Annotated in this window: 14 protein-coding genes; 5 read left to right on the forward strand and 9 right to left on the reverse strand. The window is 46.1% G+C overall.

The genetic code is table 11. The annotated features are described in order from the left end of the window. Nucleotides 1–87: 87 nt before the first annotated feature. The 4 genes from otnI to WH96_RS16275 all read right to left on the reverse strand — a co-directional run bounded on the left by otnI (nt 88) and on the right by WH96_RS16275 (nt 3,787). Nucleotides 88–876, reverse strand: coding sequence for a 2-oxo-tetronate isomerase (otnI, locus tag WH96_RS16260; protein ID WP_047765272.1), 789 nt, complete (start codon nt 874–876; stop codon nt 88–90). 14 nt (nt 877–890) lie between these two features. Continuing rightward, nucleotides 891–1,799, reverse strand: coding sequence for an NAD(P)-dependent oxidoreductase (locus tag WH96_RS16265; protein WP_047765273.1), 909 nt, complete (start codon nt 1,797–1,799; stop codon nt 891–893). Nucleotides 1,800–1,882: 83 nt separating this feature from the next. After that, nucleotides 1,883–2,884: a GlxA family transcriptional regulator gene (locus WH96_RS16270; RefSeq protein WP_047765274.1), complete on the reverse strand. Its 1,002-nt coding sequence runs from the start codon at nt 2,882–2,884 to the stop codon at nt 1,883–1,885. A 288-nt stretch (nt 2,885–3,172) separates the two neighbouring features. Next, nucleotides 3,173–3,787 (reverse strand): MEKHLA domain-containing protein, encoded by a 615-nt coding sequence (locus WH96_RS16275; RefSeq protein WP_204248221.1) that lies wholly within the window; start codon nt 3,785–3,787, stop codon nt 3,173–3,175. 336 nt (nt 3,788–4,123) lie between these two features. Here WH96_RS16275 and WH96_RS16280 point away from each other — a divergent pair, with 336 nt between their 5' ends. Further along, entirely contained in the window at nt 4,124–4,333 is a 210-nt protein-coding gene (locus WH96_RS16280) for a cold-shock protein (RefSeq protein ID WP_047765275.1), read from the forward strand. Nucleotides 4,334–4,578: 245 nt separating this feature from the next. Here WH96_RS16280 and WH96_RS16285 read toward each other — a convergent pair whose 3' ends face one another. From WH96_RS16285 to WH96_RS16295, 3 genes are all read right to left on the reverse strand, one after another. After that, on the reverse strand, nt 4,579–6,207 hold the full coding sequence (locus tag WH96_RS16285) for a thiamine pyrophosphate-binding protein (RefSeq protein WP_047765276.1): 1,629 nt from the start codon (nt 6,205–6,207) through the stop codon (nt 4,579–4,581). Nucleotides 6,208–6,265: 58 nt separating this feature from the next. Further along, nucleotides 6,266–7,474, reverse strand: a complete 1,209-nt coding sequence (locus tag WH96_RS16290) for a CaiB/BaiF CoA transferase family protein (RefSeq protein ID WP_156176833.1) — start codon at nt 7,472–7,474, stop codon at nt 6,266–6,268. An 83-nt stretch (nt 7,475–7,557) separates the two neighbouring features. Next, on the reverse strand, nt 7,558–8,745 hold the full coding sequence (locus tag WH96_RS16295) for an acyl-CoA dehydrogenase (RefSeq protein WP_047765278.1): 1,188 nt from the start codon (nt 8,743–8,745) through the stop codon (nt 7,558–7,560). 278 nt (nt 8,746–9,023) lie between these two features. Between WH96_RS16295 and gcvA the strand changes: the two genes are divergently transcribed. Further along, complete coding sequence (gene gcvA, locus WH96_RS16300) at nt 9,024–9,929, forward strand: transcriptional regulator GcvA (RefSeq protein WP_245629500.1); 906 nt, start codon at nt 9,024–9,026, stop codon at nt 9,927–9,929. Nucleotides 9,930–10,113: 184 nt separating this feature from the next. Here gcvA and WH96_RS16305 read toward each other — a convergent pair whose 3' ends face one another. Then, a complete protein-coding gene (locus WH96_RS16305) occupies nt 10,114–10,335 on the reverse strand; it encodes a hypothetical protein (protein ID WP_047765279.1) in 222 nt (73 codons plus the stop codon). 785 nt (nt 10,336–11,120) lie between these two features. On the opposite strand from WH96_RS16305, the gene WH96_RS16310 reads away from it, so the two are divergent. Then, complete coding sequence (locus WH96_RS16310; RefSeq protein WP_047765280.1) at nt 11,121–12,260, forward strand: aminotransferase class V-fold PLP-dependent enzyme; 1,140 nt, start codon at nt 11,121–11,123, stop codon at nt 12,258–12,260. Nucleotides 12,261–12,356: 96 nt separating this feature from the next. Beyond that, nucleotides 12,357–12,839, forward strand: coding sequence for an EamA family transporter (locus WH96_RS16315; RefSeq protein ID WP_082130537.1), 483 nt, complete (start codon nt 12,357–12,359; stop codon nt 12,837–12,839). Nucleotides 12,840–12,910: 71 nt separating this feature from the next. On the opposite strand, the gene WH96_RS16320 is transcribed toward WH96_RS16315, so the two are convergent. Beyond that, nucleotides 12,911–13,837, reverse strand: a complete 927-nt coding sequence (locus tag WH96_RS16320) for a LysR family transcriptional regulator (RefSeq protein WP_162200163.1) — start codon at nt 13,835–13,837, stop codon at nt 12,911–12,913. 781 nt (nt 13,838–14,618) lie between these two features. Between WH96_RS16320 and WH96_RS16325 the strand changes: the two genes are divergently transcribed. Then, entirely contained in the window at nt 14,619–14,822 is a 204-nt protein-coding gene (locus tag WH96_RS16325; protein WP_281175859.1) for an FAD-dependent oxidoreductase, read from the forward strand. Nucleotides 14,823–15,027: the final 205 nt, after the last annotated feature.

Consider the following 15,027-nt stretch of genomic DNA (forward strand, 5'->3'; position numbering starts at 1 on the left):
TCTTATATATAAACTCAAAATAGGGTCACACCATACAGAAAACAATAGGACAGGATGACGCTATTGAAATCGGATACACTCTATCGATCAGGAAAATATATTTCGCGCAGTATCCAACCACCCAAGTCCCGATTTGGTATCCGTTTTCGGTGTGTATTCACAACCGACCCAACCATCATATTTAGCCTTTAGCAATTCAGAAAATATCCAACCATAGTTTATTTCCCCATCCGATGGCTCATGACGATCTGGCACACCCGCAATCTGGATATGTCCTACATAGTCCATTTGATGGCGAATCAACACCGAGAGATCACCTTCCATAATCTGGGCATGGTACAAATCCATTTGTAGTTTGAGGTTCGGCATGGCGATATGATCAATAATCTTCCGCGCCTGGGCTTGATGAGATAAAAGATATCCAGGGAAGGCCCTCGTATTCAAAGGCTCAATCAGCACCATAATGTTTGCAGCCTGTGCCTGTTCGCAAGCATAGGCCAGATTTGCGAGATACACTTCGAAGCAAGATTCCAGCGTTTCACCTTCGGGGCAAACCCCTGCCATGATATGCAGCTTGCGACAGTTTAAATGATCAGCATATTCCAACGCCAACTCGACACTATGCAGAAACTCGCTTTCCCGTCCTGGCAAAGCAGCAATCCCACGCTCTCCCTTTCCCCAGTTACCAGCCGGAAGGTTGAACAGTACCTGCTCGAGCCCTGTATAATCCAGTCTTGCTTTAAGATCCTGTTTTGACCACTCATAGGGAAAAAGAAACTCAACTCCCTCAAAGCCAGCATCCTTTGCAGCCCTGAAACGATCAAGGAAGGGAATTTCGGTAAAGAGCATGCTGAGATTAGCTGCGAAACGATACATAATAGCAACCTTAATTAATTGAGTTTTTCGACAATTCGGATAAAGCCTGCCTGATCCAGCTCCCCCAACCCGTCATCAACCATGCCTTGCCACAAAGTAAGCGCCGTTTCTAGTCCAGAGAGCTGGAGACCATAATGTTCTGACAATTCAATTGCCTGCTTAACATCCTTTAGCTGGATAGTCGCTCTCGCCCCCGGCTCAAAGTTGCGTTCGATCATACGTTGACCGTGCAACTCAAGTATGCGGCTATCGGCAAAGCCCCCTAAAAGAGCGTTACGGACTTTGGCAGGATCGGCACCGGCTTTTGATGCCAATGTCAGAGCCTCGGCAACAGCATCTATAGTCATGGCAACAATCATCTGGTTGGCGGTTTTGGCAATTTGCCCCGCACCAAGAGGCCCAACGTGATTGATATTCTCACCGAGAACCTTAAAGAGTGGTATGGCACGATGAAAATCACCTTCTGCACCACCAACCATAATAGAGAGCGTCCCTTGCTCTGCACCGATGACACCACCACTCACGGGCGCATCCAGATACTTAGCACCAAGCTGTTCGACCCGTCCCGCAAGATCGCGTGTATTCATAACCTGGGTCGTTCCCATATCAATCACAAGAACGTCGGAGCGTATAGCCGATAACAGCCCGTGATCACCGCAAAGCACCTGCTCAACAGCGGCCGTATCTGTCACGCAAATAACAATAAATCCGCGATCGACATGCTGCGCAAGATCAGTGGGCGATTTACAGTATGTAAGTCCACTCGCTTCCAGATCAGTTGCTTTGTTCCGCGTTCTGGAATGGATGAATACCTGCGCCCCAGAATCGTGCAAACGACGGGCAAAGCTCCAGCCCATTTTACCCAGGCCGATAACACCTACTTTTATTCCTGACAGGGATGACGTTTCAGAAGATTTACTCATACGACAAGACAATCTAACAGCTGTTTATTCCTAAACATTCTGAAAGAGTTATCGTACAAGGTCAAAATAAATAAGTTGGCTGCCTAACTCACCCGCGCAAGGCGATCTTCCCGAGGGGTTGACCCAAAATACCCTCTGTAAGCGCGCGAGAAATAAGAGAACGATGTAAAGCCACAAGCAATCGCGACCTCACTGACAGGTAGTGCCGTTTGTCGTAAAAGAGAACGGGCTCTTTTCAGTCTCAGGCGCTTATAGTACCGCTTTGGACTGCACCCGAGGTGGCGCGCAAACAATCTTTCAATTTGACGTTTAGAGCTTCCAATTTCTTTGGCAATTTCCTCTGCGGTCAACAAAACTTCCAGATTTTCTTCCATTATACGAACCGCTTCGGCCAACTTGCCTGATAGCTTCTGCAGAGTGAGGTTTCTCTGACGCAAAGGAATAGAGGCACCACCTCTGACTTCGTAGTTAAAGGCTTCGGCTACCTGTCCGGCGATATCGGTACCGCACTGGTGCTCTATAATATTAAGAATAAGGTCGAGGCACGCAGCTTTTCCCGTACAGGTAATGCGCTTTCGATCCCAGGAAAAGAGCGCATCCTGTATTTCAACAGTGGGATAAAGCTCTTTGAAACTGTCATGATATGCCCACGGAACAGCACATTGATAGCCATTTAACAAACCAGCACTTGCCAGCTCATAACAGGCTCCACCAACAGCGCCGACATAAACACTCTGTCGATCAAGTCGCTTGAGCCAATTAACAAAATAATTTGACTTACCGGTTCGGACACCCCATTCACCAAACACAAGGGCAAGATCAATAGCCTCGTCATCGCCCACAGCCATATCAGGTTGCAGGATAAAACCATCTTCCAGATCAATCGCTTGACCATCCATTGTCGCAATACGCCAATGAAAAGCGGCATAGCCAGCAACCGCATTGGCGGTTTTTAATGCTTGAATGGTTAAGCTGGTATCCAGAGAAGCTGTGCCTGGAAGAACAACAAAAACCACACGCTGCAAATCTCTTCGCGGCGCTTTTCTTTTTAACTGCGGTTCTGCACTATACACTTTCAAATGCATCAATGCCTCCCTTTCCTGACAGCTCAACCCCTCGCTTCTCGGGTCTTCAGCTTTTGCTTGCTCGGTATCTGAAAAAATTATGCAGCATCCTGCGTTTTTCGCCAAACAAACATATAAAGAAATCTTTATACAGTCAACAAAATAAAGATTTCTTTATATTGCACCAAAAAATGATATAAATTATTTATTATCAATAAATTACACTAAATTAATGACCTAAAAAATTAATAATATGAAGATATAAAATAATTATAAGCGACCTGTTTTCATCAATTAACGCCTTAAAAATCACTCATCTAAATATGCCCACGAAGAGAATGTTGCAGCCTGACCGTTCTTTTGAGCATCAAGATCTTTACTCCCAATAACTGGCGGCACAGTCCAAATAATCGCTTTTTTGATTAAAAATCTTTTGCCTGAACGGGAAATCCTGATCCCCGTGTAATTGTCAAAATACCCCTTTTCTTTGGCCTGTTTTAACATGACGGCGCGATCATCACGGAATTCTGGCTCTGCAGTTTTACGCGAAGGTGTCCTTGTAAAATCCTCCCACCTCATTTCCCACAAATCCAGAGCAGCCAAATTTCCATAGTTAAGAATGGGATCATCGCCACCATTATGCGACACCACAACAAATGGTGCCTCGAATAGCTGTTGCCCCACACTTTTACTTTTCGCGAAGATGTTTTTCTCTGGGATATTTTTCTTCGGGATATTTATTTTTGGCGTATCTTGTTCTCGAACACCTTCATGAGACGTAATCAAATCTTTTCCCGTTACAGCCATAAAACTTTCTATCAGCCTTTTTGCATGCTGTTCTTGAAATTCGCTAATTATTGTCACTTTGAATATTTTCCTGTGATTTAAATTTAAAAGAATAATACTGGATAAAATTCTCCACAAAGAGTTGTGAAAACAATAGAAACCAAATTAATCCTTGCTTAAAATCATAATCTTTCAAATAATATGTGCATACGATTATTATCTTATTTTTCAAATGGGCCAAAAGCTGACAAGAGAATACCGTACCCGGTATCACTCAAAACTTTATTATGCCCAAATCCTGATAATACTTGACTTTTCTCAAAATTCGTAGATAAAGCTTCTATGGTTTTAAAAGTCCCGGCCTCCTCTGCCTGCCCTACACTGGTCACTAAAGAAGATTCCCGGCCTTGCCGAACCCTTTACCAACGGCTGATTTTGGCTGTCACACAAGATAAGTAATTAGGAGTCTCTTTAATGGCGACTGGCGTAGTAAAATGGTTTAACTCCACTAAAGGTTTTGGCTTTATCGAGCCTGATGCTGGTGGGGATGATGCTTTCGTTCATATTTCTGCTGTAGAACGTGCAGGCCTACAAGGTTTGAACGAAGGCCAACGTGTTGAGTTCGAACTAGAACGCGGCCGTAACGGCAAAATGGCTGTCTCATCAATCGCGGTTGCTGAGTAAGTCATTTTACAATCATTAATTTGATTGTGATGCAAAAGATTAAAGGGTACCGACTAGGTACCCTTTTTTCATGCCTGATTTTAAATTCCACCTTACTAAATAAGCTCGCTAAACAAACCAAACTTAGTGGAATCGGCCAGTTACATCTTTACGGCAAAGCTGAACTCACAGATTATTTCAGCTCAACCTCAGATTCCCCTCAAAAAAATCACGTTATTATAAAAGCCATCGGCTTTAAAAAAATTTTACTCCCAGACGTTCGGCACTTTCATATGAATAAGGGCTGGCTTGCCACTATCTCTGGCCTGTTCAAATGCTTCGGGAAACTGATCTGCGTTATCAACAATGACGCCAAACCCGCCATAAGCGCGTGCAAGAGCAGCAAAATCCGGATTATTCAAACGGGTTGAGATAACACGGTCCGGATATTCCCGCTCCTGATGCATTCGGATTGTTCCAAAACACCCATTATCGACCACGATAATAATAACATTGGCTCCATACTGAACAGCAGTTGCTATTTCCTGCCCATTCATCATAAAGCAGCCATCCCCAGCCAAGGTCACAACAACTCTATCGGGTTCCGTAATTTTGGCGCTAATACCAGCAGGAACACCATACCCCATAGCACCGGAAGTTGGTGCCAACTGACTTGGATAGGATGAGAATTGATAAAACCGCTGCCCCCAAATCGTATAGTTCCCCGCACCATTGGTAATGATTGCATCGTCTGGTAAGTTTTCCCTCAGATAGCTGCTGATTTTGTGCATTGGGAAATCTTTGATGCCAGCTTCTTCAGCAATAAAGGCCTCATAATCAGCCCGCGCCTCGGCAATCATACCTTTCCAAACAAGCGTATTAATAGGCTCAAGATCCAACGCCGCCTTTGTGAAGGCAGTCAAATCACTCAAGATTGCCAGCTCTGCGTTAAAAACACGATTAAGCTCTTCTGCACCAGGCAGAATGTGCACAAGCTTCTGTTTGGTATTGGGGCTGTCAAACAAGCTATATCCACTGGTTGTCATCTCACCCAGGCGCGGCCCGACCACAATAAGGAGATCGCTTTCTTTCACCCGTGCAGCAAGTTTGGGGTTAGGCGCGATACCGACTTCACCAATATATTGAGCATGGTGATTATCAAAGGCATCCTGTCTGCGGAAAGCACAGGCAACAGGCAGATGATTCTTTTCGGCAAAGGCCGTTATATTTTTACTGGCCTCTTTTGACCACCCGCCGCCACCAATAAGCAACAAAGGTCTTTGCGCTTCACTTAACAGTGCTCTGAACTCAGCCATGTCTTCTGGTCGAGGTGCTGAAGCGACCTTTTTGTAGGCGGGCGTATCCGCAACCGCTGCCATTTCAGTCAGCATATCTTCAGGCAGAGCCAACACCACAGGCCCCGGTCTTCCTGATGTCGCAGTATGGAACGCACGATTAAGGTATTCAGGGATACGATCAGCCGTTTCGATTTGGGCAACCCATTTCGCCATTTCGCCAAACATACGGCGATAATCAATTTCCTGAAAAGCTTCCCGATCTTCCTGATCACGTGCTACCTGACCAATAAACAAGATCATCGGCGTGGAATCCTGATAGGCAGTATGAACGCCGATAGAGGCATTGGTTGCCCCCGGCCCTCTCGTCACAAAACAGATCCCCGGCGTCCCTTTTAACTTACCATAAGCTTCCGCCATATAGGCCGCGCCGCCTTCTTGTCGGCAGGTCACAACATTGATGTCTTTTTTCAAGTCATAAAGACCATCCAGAACAGCCAGATAGCTTTCACCCGGAACACAAAACACTGTATCCACGCCATGTGTTTGCAGACCTTGCGCCAGAATTTCCCCGCCTGAACGTTCTTTTAGATTTACCATCAATTTTTCCTGTCCAACTTTTTGATTTTATTTTGTTAATTCGTTTTTGGTTCGATAATTATGCAATAGCTCCGATATTTCGCAGCTTTTCAATGTCATCTTTGTTTGTACCAAGAATCTCACATAAGACTTCATCCGTATGCTGACCCAGCATCGGTGGCGAAAGTTCAGCACCTGACTTTGCCTGCCCATATTTGATCGGCGTTGAAACCAGCTGCTGCTTTGCGCCCCCTGGATGCTCATATTCTTTGAGAATGCCGCGCTGCTGAATGTGCGGGTCAGCAAAAACCTGTGAAAGATCATTAATGGGACCACAGGGAACCTTCACGTGTTCAAGTGACTTAATCCAAAAATCTGTTGGCTTTTCCTTCAACATCCCCTGAACAAAAGGAACAAGTTGCTCTCTGTTTTCAACCCGTGCCGTATTTGTCTGGTACTTTGGATCTTTAGCAAGCTCGACACAGCCTGCAACACCGCAAAAAGCTTCGAATTGGCGGTCATTGCCAACGGCCAAAATCATATAGCCATCCGACGTTTCAAAAACTTCATAGGGTGAAATATTGGGATGCGCATTGCCTCTGCGATGCGGCACTTTATCAGAAACCAGATAGTTCGTGGCCTGATTAGCAAGCATCGCCGCCTGACAATCCATCAGCGCAATATCTATATGATCACCGCGCCCGGTGCGTTCGCGTTTAAACAGCGCGGCGAGAATGCCTGTTACCCCGTACATCCCGCTAAACAGATCAACAACAGCAACGCCGACTTTCATCGGTTGACGGTCAGCTTCGCCGGTAATACTCATCAAGCCGCCCATGCCCTGTATCATCAGGTCATAGCCAGCCTTGTCCGCATAGGGACCTTCCTGACCAAATCCCGTGATCGAACAGTAAATGAGCTTGGGGTTTATCTTTGCCAGACTTTGGTAATCAAGGCCGAACTTTTTCAAGCCGCCGACCTTGAAGTTCTCAATAACGATATCACAGTGAAGAACAAGTTCCTGAAGGATTTTCTGCCCCTCTGGCTTTGTCATATCCACCGCCAGAGATCGTTTTCCCCGATTGGCAGACATGTAATAGGCAGATTCTTGCGTGGTTTCATCCGCAGCGGTCTTGATAAAAGGAGGCCCCCAGGCACGGGTATCATCCCCGCAACCCGGGCGCTCTACCTTGATCACATCACATCCCAAATCGGCCAATGTCTGACCAACCCAGGGACCGGCTAGTACACGTGACAGATCAAGAACCCTAATCCCCGATAAGGGCATGTCCTCATGAGACATATCGTCTTTCTGATTACCAGAAGGTTTTGTCACCGCTTTGAATCCGTGTCTTACATAAAGGCCCGACCTTACATAAATGCCTGCAAGCCGGTTTGTGCCCGCCCCAGAATAAGCGCGTGCACATCATGAGTGCCTTCGTAAGTGTTCACAGCCTCCAAATTCATCACATGCCGTATGACATGAAATTCATCGGACACACCGTTACCACCATGCATATCACGGGCTGTTCTTGCAATTTCAAGTGACTTGCCACAGGAATTGCGTTTGATCATGGAGATAAGTTCCGGGGCAATCTTGCCTTCGTCAAACAACTGACCAGCCCGCACACAGCCCTGTAATCCCAAAGAAATTTCGGTTTGCATATCCGCAAGCTTCTTCTGCACCAATTGTGTTTGCGCCAAAGGGCGACCAAACTGCTTGCGATCCAGCGTGTATTGACGCGCGGCATGCCAACAGAATTCAGCGGCCCCCAACGCCCCCCAGGCAATGCCGTACCGCGCACGGTTGAGGCACCCAAACGGCCCTTTGAGCCCGGTAACTTCCGGGAACATATTTTCCTCTGGCACAAAGACATTATCCATAACGATCTCACCCGTTATGGAAGCGCGCAGACTGAACTTGCCTTCGATTTTTGGTGTGGAAAGTCCTTCCATGCCCCGCTCAAGAACGAAACCGCGAATAATACCTTCGTCGTTTTTGGCCCAAACCACCATCACATCAGCGATGGGTGAGTTCGTAATCCACATCTTCGCACCAGACAGTTCATACCCACCGTCAACTTTACGGGCGCGGGTTTTCATACCACCGGGATCTGACCCGGCATCTGGCTCTGTTAAACCGAAACAGCCGACATATTCGCCCGTCGCCAGTTTTGGCAGGTACTTTTGCTTTTGCTCTTCAGATCCATAAGCATAGATCGGATGCATCACGAGGGACGATTGAACAGACATGGCAGAGCGATAGCCACTGTCCACCCGTTCAATTTCACGGGCAATCAGACCATAGCTGGTATAGCTGACACCTGCGCAACCATAGCCATCAATCGTCGCGCCCAGAAAGCCAAGCTCCCCCATTTCGCGCATAATTTCGCGGTCAAAGTTTTCATGACGGTTAGCCTCCAGAATACGCGGCATCAACTTGTCTTGCGCATAATCCCGTGCGCTGTCCCTGACCATGCGCTCTTCTTCATTCAACTGAACGTCTAACAGGAACGGATCTTCCCAATCGAATTTTCCAAGTTTAGCAGATGCAGACATGTTCTTCTTTCCGAGCTATACGCGGCACATTTAAAGTGCCTTAAGAATAATTTGAACTAGTTATTTGGTGGCAATTATCTGTGTAGAGTTAGATCAAGATGCAATGCCCCAAAGTTTTTTTAATAGAGGTTTTGAATTTAAGTTTATTGTCCCCTGCATCAACTTTAAAGGCCAACGATTATTTTTCCAAACATCATTCATTAAACTCATGACTAATTCATCAAAGAGCTATATTGTCACTTTGATAATTCTTTGTTTGATATCTAGGTTTTAATTCTGTGATATACCGATACGTCCCTTCCCTCACCGCCCTGCGCACCTTTGAATCTTCTGCTCGACACATGAGCTTTACGAAAGCTGCCGAAGAATTGAATGTAACGCAAAGTGCCGTCAGCCGACAGATCAGGCAATTGGAAGACGAACTGGGCATTCGCCTTTTTGAGCGGGTTCGGCAAAGGCTTGTCCTCACCGAAGCGGGCGCAAGTTACGTACAGGAAGTCAGGAAAGGTCTTGATCAGCTTAAATCAGCCACCCTTAACCTGCTGGCCTATCAGGGTGTTGGTGGTGAATTACTGTTAGCATGTCTGCCAACCTTTGGCAGTCGGTGGCTGATCCCGCGTTTGGGACGCTTTACGTCTCAACATCCTGAAATCAACGTGAACCTTGTCACGCGTATCGAAGCGTTTAATTTTGAGAGTGAAGATATTGATGCGGCCATCTATTTTGGCGATAGCAACTGGCCCGGAACGATTTCTGACAAACTCATGGGCGAAGAAATGATCCCGGTCTGTAGCCCGTCTCTGTTAAAGGACGTCGGTGCGATAGAAACACCCGCAGATTTAAGTAACCACACCTTGTTGCAGCTTCGCTCCAGACCCTATGCCTGGCAGGAATGGCTCAAGGGCAAGGAAACGCAGGATATTAACCCCGCTGCTGGTCCGAAGTTCGAACAGTTCCACATGATTATCAATGCCGCTCTCACGGGCCTTGGGGTTGCTCTTCTGCCCGCGTTTTTGATCAAAGAAGAACTGAGCAAAGGCCTTCTGACCCAACTTTTCGATGACAGCGTGCGCGGCAAGAATGCCTACTATCTCGTCTATCCCGAAAACAAACGCGGCCTGCCCCGCCTGCAAACCTTCCGCCGATGGCTGTTGCGCGAAGCAGCCCGACAGGAAAAACAATAGGGTTGCGCCCCTTAAATCAGAAACTCAAGAAAAAGCCAGATATATAGAGGCATGGGCACAAGTACCCAAATCAAGCTAATGGTCAGGGCTTTGATAAGTAGTTTATCAACTTCTAAAGGCATCTTCTCTCTCCTTTTTTAGCGGTTTTCTATGATAAGGCATTGATTTCTAATCAATGGATAAATCAGCTAGCAAGCCCATACACATAGACAACGGTTCCTGCATACACTGTCGTCAAACCAACAACGATGGCCCACTTTGCATTGGCAATGAAAAACCGAACCAGCGGATCTTTCTTGGGAAAAGCCGCCTTCTCCCCTTCTTTGACAAAACCAGATATCAACAGGATGTAATTCACAAACCAAAAGGCCGTAAAAAGCTCGGCAGCAAGAACAACATAGGCCATAAGCTTCTCCTTTTATGCATCTCTATTTCTTAAACATGTATTTTATATACATGTTATAATTTTAAACTCAATACTCAATATTGATAACGGTCAAAATGCCGCAGTCTCGCCGTTGTTTCTTGGATGTATCGAAATGAAATCAAAATGCCTAGTTCACCTTAGCTACGAATATAATTCTATTCGCTAATCAAGCCATAAATCCGTTACATACAGAAGTATTGATACTTGAACAAAGATCTCGGATGAAAAATTAAGGACATAAATCCCTAACAACAATACAGAGAAAGGCAACACGACTTAGAGATGGGCGTTCATATAGGATAGAAAGCTGAGTTGTTGTAGCGATGCCCGATACTCAATCACCTTGTTTCCTCCCTCGACTACATTTGTCGATTCAGTTTAGGAACCTTCCCCGTACCCAACCATGAAGTAAACTTCATAAAGTTTGGATGTATTCAAAGCTCCATCGCCACTATTCTACATCTGCCTTGGGTCACTCAGGTTCATAAGGGAGTGCATATTGTAAAATTATCAACATTCGTTTGCGCACCGGGCTTTGTGAATTGTGCATTGGAGTTCACAGAACTGCCAAAGGCCATCAACAAAGCTTCTGATCTAATGGTGGTGGTTTTTGACAACGCTTGTTGACATACACACCCCACCGTAGGCCGTTCTTGCATGCCGTTGGGGTTCCAGTCGAAATAGATGATATATTCAAAATTAAAAACAGTTGACGCAATCCGGCGGAAAACCTTACCCCCTTAAAACACTCAAATGGACGCATTATGATTTCAGCACTATCAAACCGAGACCACTATAGCAGTCTGAGCGAAGCAATTTATCTCAATCAAGCATCATTGGGCCTTACAGGGCAACCCGCCGTCTCGGCAATGCACAGCTTTCTTGACGACATCGGACGCCACGGAAACATGAATCTGACCGACGATGAGGAAGTGGCCCTGTTCACGCCGCTACGTCTGAATGCAGCAAAATTGATGAACTGCCGTACAGAGCAATTAGCCATCATGACAAGCGCAGGGGATATGCTTAGCCAATTACCAGCTCTGCTTACTCCACCAACAGGCAGTAAATTCCTATCTGTTTCCTCCGATTTCCCGGCAATTACTCGTCCTTGGATCGCACATGCAGAAACCAATGCTATTCAGCTGCAATTCGTCGACGAACGCCCTGAATCCGATCTCACAGACATGTTGATCGAAGCCATAGACGAAACCACTTCGGTTGTCGCAGTCAGCTATGTCCAATTTTCGACAGGTACGCGAGTCGATATTCATCGTTTGCGCGATGCCACCCGAAAGGTTGGTGCACGATTGATAATTGATGTCACCCAGGCAGCTGGCGCAATTCCAATTGACTTCCACGGTTGGCAAGCAGATATCGTTGTGTGTAGTGGTTACAAATGGCTCGGAGGACAAGGCGGCGTTGGTTTGGCGGTATTGTCGTCTGAACTGTGCGAGAAAACACCCCCGGCTCCCGGTTGGATGGGCGCACCCGACCCATTTAACATGCAGGCGACAAAATTGCCGCTGGCGCCGGATGCTCGCAGATTTACCCACTCTACTATGTCCTACATCGCCATTTCTGGTCTTTCAGTCGCGATATCTCAGCTATTGAACATGGGAGTAGATAACATTGAAGCGCATGCTGGGGCTTTGGCCAAGGTGTTAAGAGAGGAGATAACAAAAACTGGTTGGGTTCCCTTTCGCTCGTACAACGGCCCTATTACATCAGCACATATCACAACACTAGTAAACCCATCGGGTGATGTTGAAAAGACACTCAGATCAATTCGCCAAGCAAATATCATTTGTGGCAGCCGCAATGGCCGTATTCGCGTATCAATAGCGCATTACAATGATGAAAACGATGTACGTGCTCTGGCCCGTGTTTTACTTCGGAGTTGATTCAGACAAGCCGAGAAAACGAGGAATACAATATTTCATTAAATACAGTTGCCGAAGCCCTTATTTTTCGGAAACAGCGCATATAGAGGAGAGCAAATGATGGTAGGGCTTCTTATTTTAGCCGCCGTAACAGTGCTTTATGCCGGGTATAACCTGTTTGTGAAGCTTTCTGGGTCGCATGTCCCGATTGATGCCACCACAACAATCATGGCGACGGTCTGCATCCAGCTTGCGGCGTTGACAACGTCCGGGATATTTGGACTTTACCTAATCTCGCGAGGTGATCAGGTCTTCGCTCTGTCAAGCGGGTCGTATTTCTGGGCAATTGCCGCAGGTATTTGCATTGGCGGCGCAGAAATCGGATATTTGTATCTGTTTGGAGGTATCGGCCTGACAAAACCCATGGATGCCAGTGTCGTCATTCCAACAATTGTCAGCGGCACCATTGTGATTGCTTTGATCTTCTCTTTCTTTGTACTGAATGAAACCATTTCAGTTACTCAGGTCTTTGGAGCTGGTCTTGTTATTGGAGGAATCGTTTTGATGTTTATTAACAGCTCTACCACTGCCCCTCATTGACCGAGAAGAGCCTACTTCAACATAAAAATTTAAAGTTAATTGACCATCAGCACTCCTACGATCACAAAAAATTATGCACTCGGCTTACCGACCTGTGTCGTTAAACGCCCAGCTGCTAGATCTTTCAAAACTGTCGATATCAGCAGGTTTTGCTCACGACCTTTCTTGAAGACAACCCCCATAGGCACATCGACAAAAATTTTATTTGGTTTGAGGGCACGAAGTTGTCCTGTCTCCACATAAGGCTTAGCATAATGAACCGGCAGAAACCCAACGTGCCGCCCACTGAGAATCAGAAGAGCAGCGGATTCAATGTGATGAACCACACTGCGATGCGCAGAAGGATCAAAAAAATCCTTGTCAAACCGTTCTATGTACCCCCGGGCGATGGGCGCCGCCGCTTCAATCATTTCAACAGTAATACACTCGTCTGGGACTGAAAAAAGCATGTGCGTGTTGTTGCAGTAAAATTGGTTCCTCTCATTCGCGAGTAATCGAAACTCTAGTCCTGCGACACTGCGATGTTTTGCCGTGATAGCACAATGGATTTTTTCATCCAATAACATGCGTTCGAGCACCCGAGGTGTCTCCATCAACAACTCAACATTCACGCTAGGTTGGGAATCTGATACAAAACGAAGCCAACCAGAGATGTCGAGTTGATCGTGTGCCAGCAGACCGTCCGGCATACCGATTCGAAGAGTCCCCTCCAACTGAGTTCTGAGAAGGCCCAGCCGCTCACGATATTCATCCATTTGCTCAAAAAGAACCAACGTCTCTTGATAAACTTCCTGTCCGCGCGTCGTGACACGAAAACCACTACGACCACGTTCACAAAGCCTAATGCCCAAACGAGTTTCAAGATCTGTTATATGTGTACTTATTGTGGACTCAGCGACATTCAGATGCGCCGTAGCCAAGGAAAAGCCGCCACTTTCAACTACGGAAACAAAAACACGTAGAAGTCGCAAGTCTTTGTCACTAACATTACCTAACACAATCCAACTACCTTTCGTATTGTGCATAGCGTTGCGATAAGAACCTTCCTTGCAAGTATCGCCAACCTATAGCTAACTACTGAAAGCATATGCACAATCTGACATCTCTAGAGTATACCTAGGCTCTCGACGCATAGCTAATAGATTGCGATGGTTGTTCGTGGATCAGTAGATTATTATAGAAGCAATCTTTATAATATTGCCTCAAGGTACCTTTCTTTACCGCTCATACTGCGCTAACAGCATCAATCTCGATTGTTCCCTAACCAGTTTATTGCCCTTTTTGAGTTTACTCTGATTTACATGAATCGCTACCGAGAGTTGAAGAGATTTTACGTCATTACAACTAAATCTGCGCGACAAGTGCGCAGCGAAAAATTAAACACTGTGAAGACTCAGAATTACCCTTTGTTTATAATTTACTCACCTCCCACTTTTTGCACGAAGCGGCTAAAACAATGATATAATTTCAAAAGCTCGATAAATGCAGTTAGGATCTCAGGTAATTACAGTTCGTTACATCCAATCATTATTGTCGGCAATTTCGAATACCCGACAGACATTTTATCTTGACCAAGTCATCTTCCTGACATGGGATGCACTCAAACAAAATAAACATCCTTCGCCTTCTTTTAAAAAGTTCGTCGCACGCCACGAAATATCTTTATGATACGTACGCTTCTCTGTCCAAAATCACACACCGAGTTATTGGCGAGATACGGGACCTGAATTAGAGAATTTCCCGAGCCAGTCAGATGACATCAAGTGCGACGTCGCGGTTATTGGCAGTGGTTACACAGGCATGATGGCGGCCTATCGTTTAGCGACAAAATACCAGATTGATGTAAAGGTCTTTGATGCTGCGCAACCCGGTTGGGGCGCCTCGGGGCGTAATGGTTGGTTTTTGTTGCATGGGGGCAACGAAACTCAGTTATCGGCAGATGATCCGTTGTTACGGACTGGATGCCGCAAAGGATTTCTTTGAGGCTCAAAAGCAGTCTGTTGCTTTCGTGAAATCTTTTTTGGGAAACCCATAACACCGATGCTGATGTTATGGGCAGCGGAGAGATAGAACTGGCCCATAAAGCAAACCGTATGGATGACCTGCGGCAGGAACAGGAATTTCTCGGCAAAACCTTTGATCACAACACTTATGTCCTTGCCCCGGCCCAGTTAGCTGAAATCGGTCT

It is taken from the genome of Kiloniella spongiae (assembly GCF_001026905.1).
GTDB lineage: Bacteria > Pseudomonadota > Alphaproteobacteria > Kiloniellales > Kiloniellaceae > Kiloniella > Kiloniella spongiae.

Bases quoted from the DNA above. Each gene is read 5' to 3' on its own strand.
- WH96_RS16270 (WP_047765274.1), bottom strand. From the start codon at position 2,884: ATGCATTTGAAAGTGTATAGTGCAGAACCGCAGTTAAAAAGAAAAGCG.
- WH96_RS16280 (WP_047765275.1), top strand. From the start codon at position 4,124: ATGGCGACTGGCGTAGTAAAATGGTTTAACTCCACTAAAGGTTTTGGC.
- WH96_RS16305 (WP_047765279.1), bottom strand. From the start codon at position 10,335: ATGGCCTATGTTGTTCTTGCTGCCGAGCTTTTTACGGCCTTTTGGTTT.
- WH96_RS16310 (WP_047765280.1), top strand. From the start codon at position 11,121: ATGATTTCAGCACTATCAAACCGAGACCACTATAGCAGTCTGAGCGAA.
- otnI (WP_047765272.1), bottom strand. From the start codon at position 876: ATGTATCGTTTCGCAGCTAATCTCAGCATGCTCTTTACCGAAATTCCC.
- WH96_RS16265 (WP_047765273.1), bottom strand. From the start codon at position 1,799: ATGAGTAAATCTTCTGAAACGTCATCCCTGTCAGGAATAAAAGTAGGT.
- WH96_RS16290 (WP_156176833.1), bottom strand. From the start codon at position 7,474: ATGCCCTTATCGGGGATTAGGGTTCTTGATCTGTCACGTGTACTAGCC.
- WH96_RS16295 (WP_047765278.1), bottom strand. From the start codon at position 8,745: ATGTCTGCATCTGCTAAACTTGGAAAATTCGATTGGGAAGATCCGTTC.
- WH96_RS16315 (WP_082130537.1), top strand. From the start codon at position 12,357: ATGATGGTAGGGCTTCTTATTTTAGCCGCCGTAACAGTGCTTTATGCC.
- WH96_RS16285 (WP_047765276.1), bottom strand. From the start codon at position 6,207: ATGGTAAATCTAAAAGAACGTTCAGGCGGGGAAATTCTGGCGCAAGGT.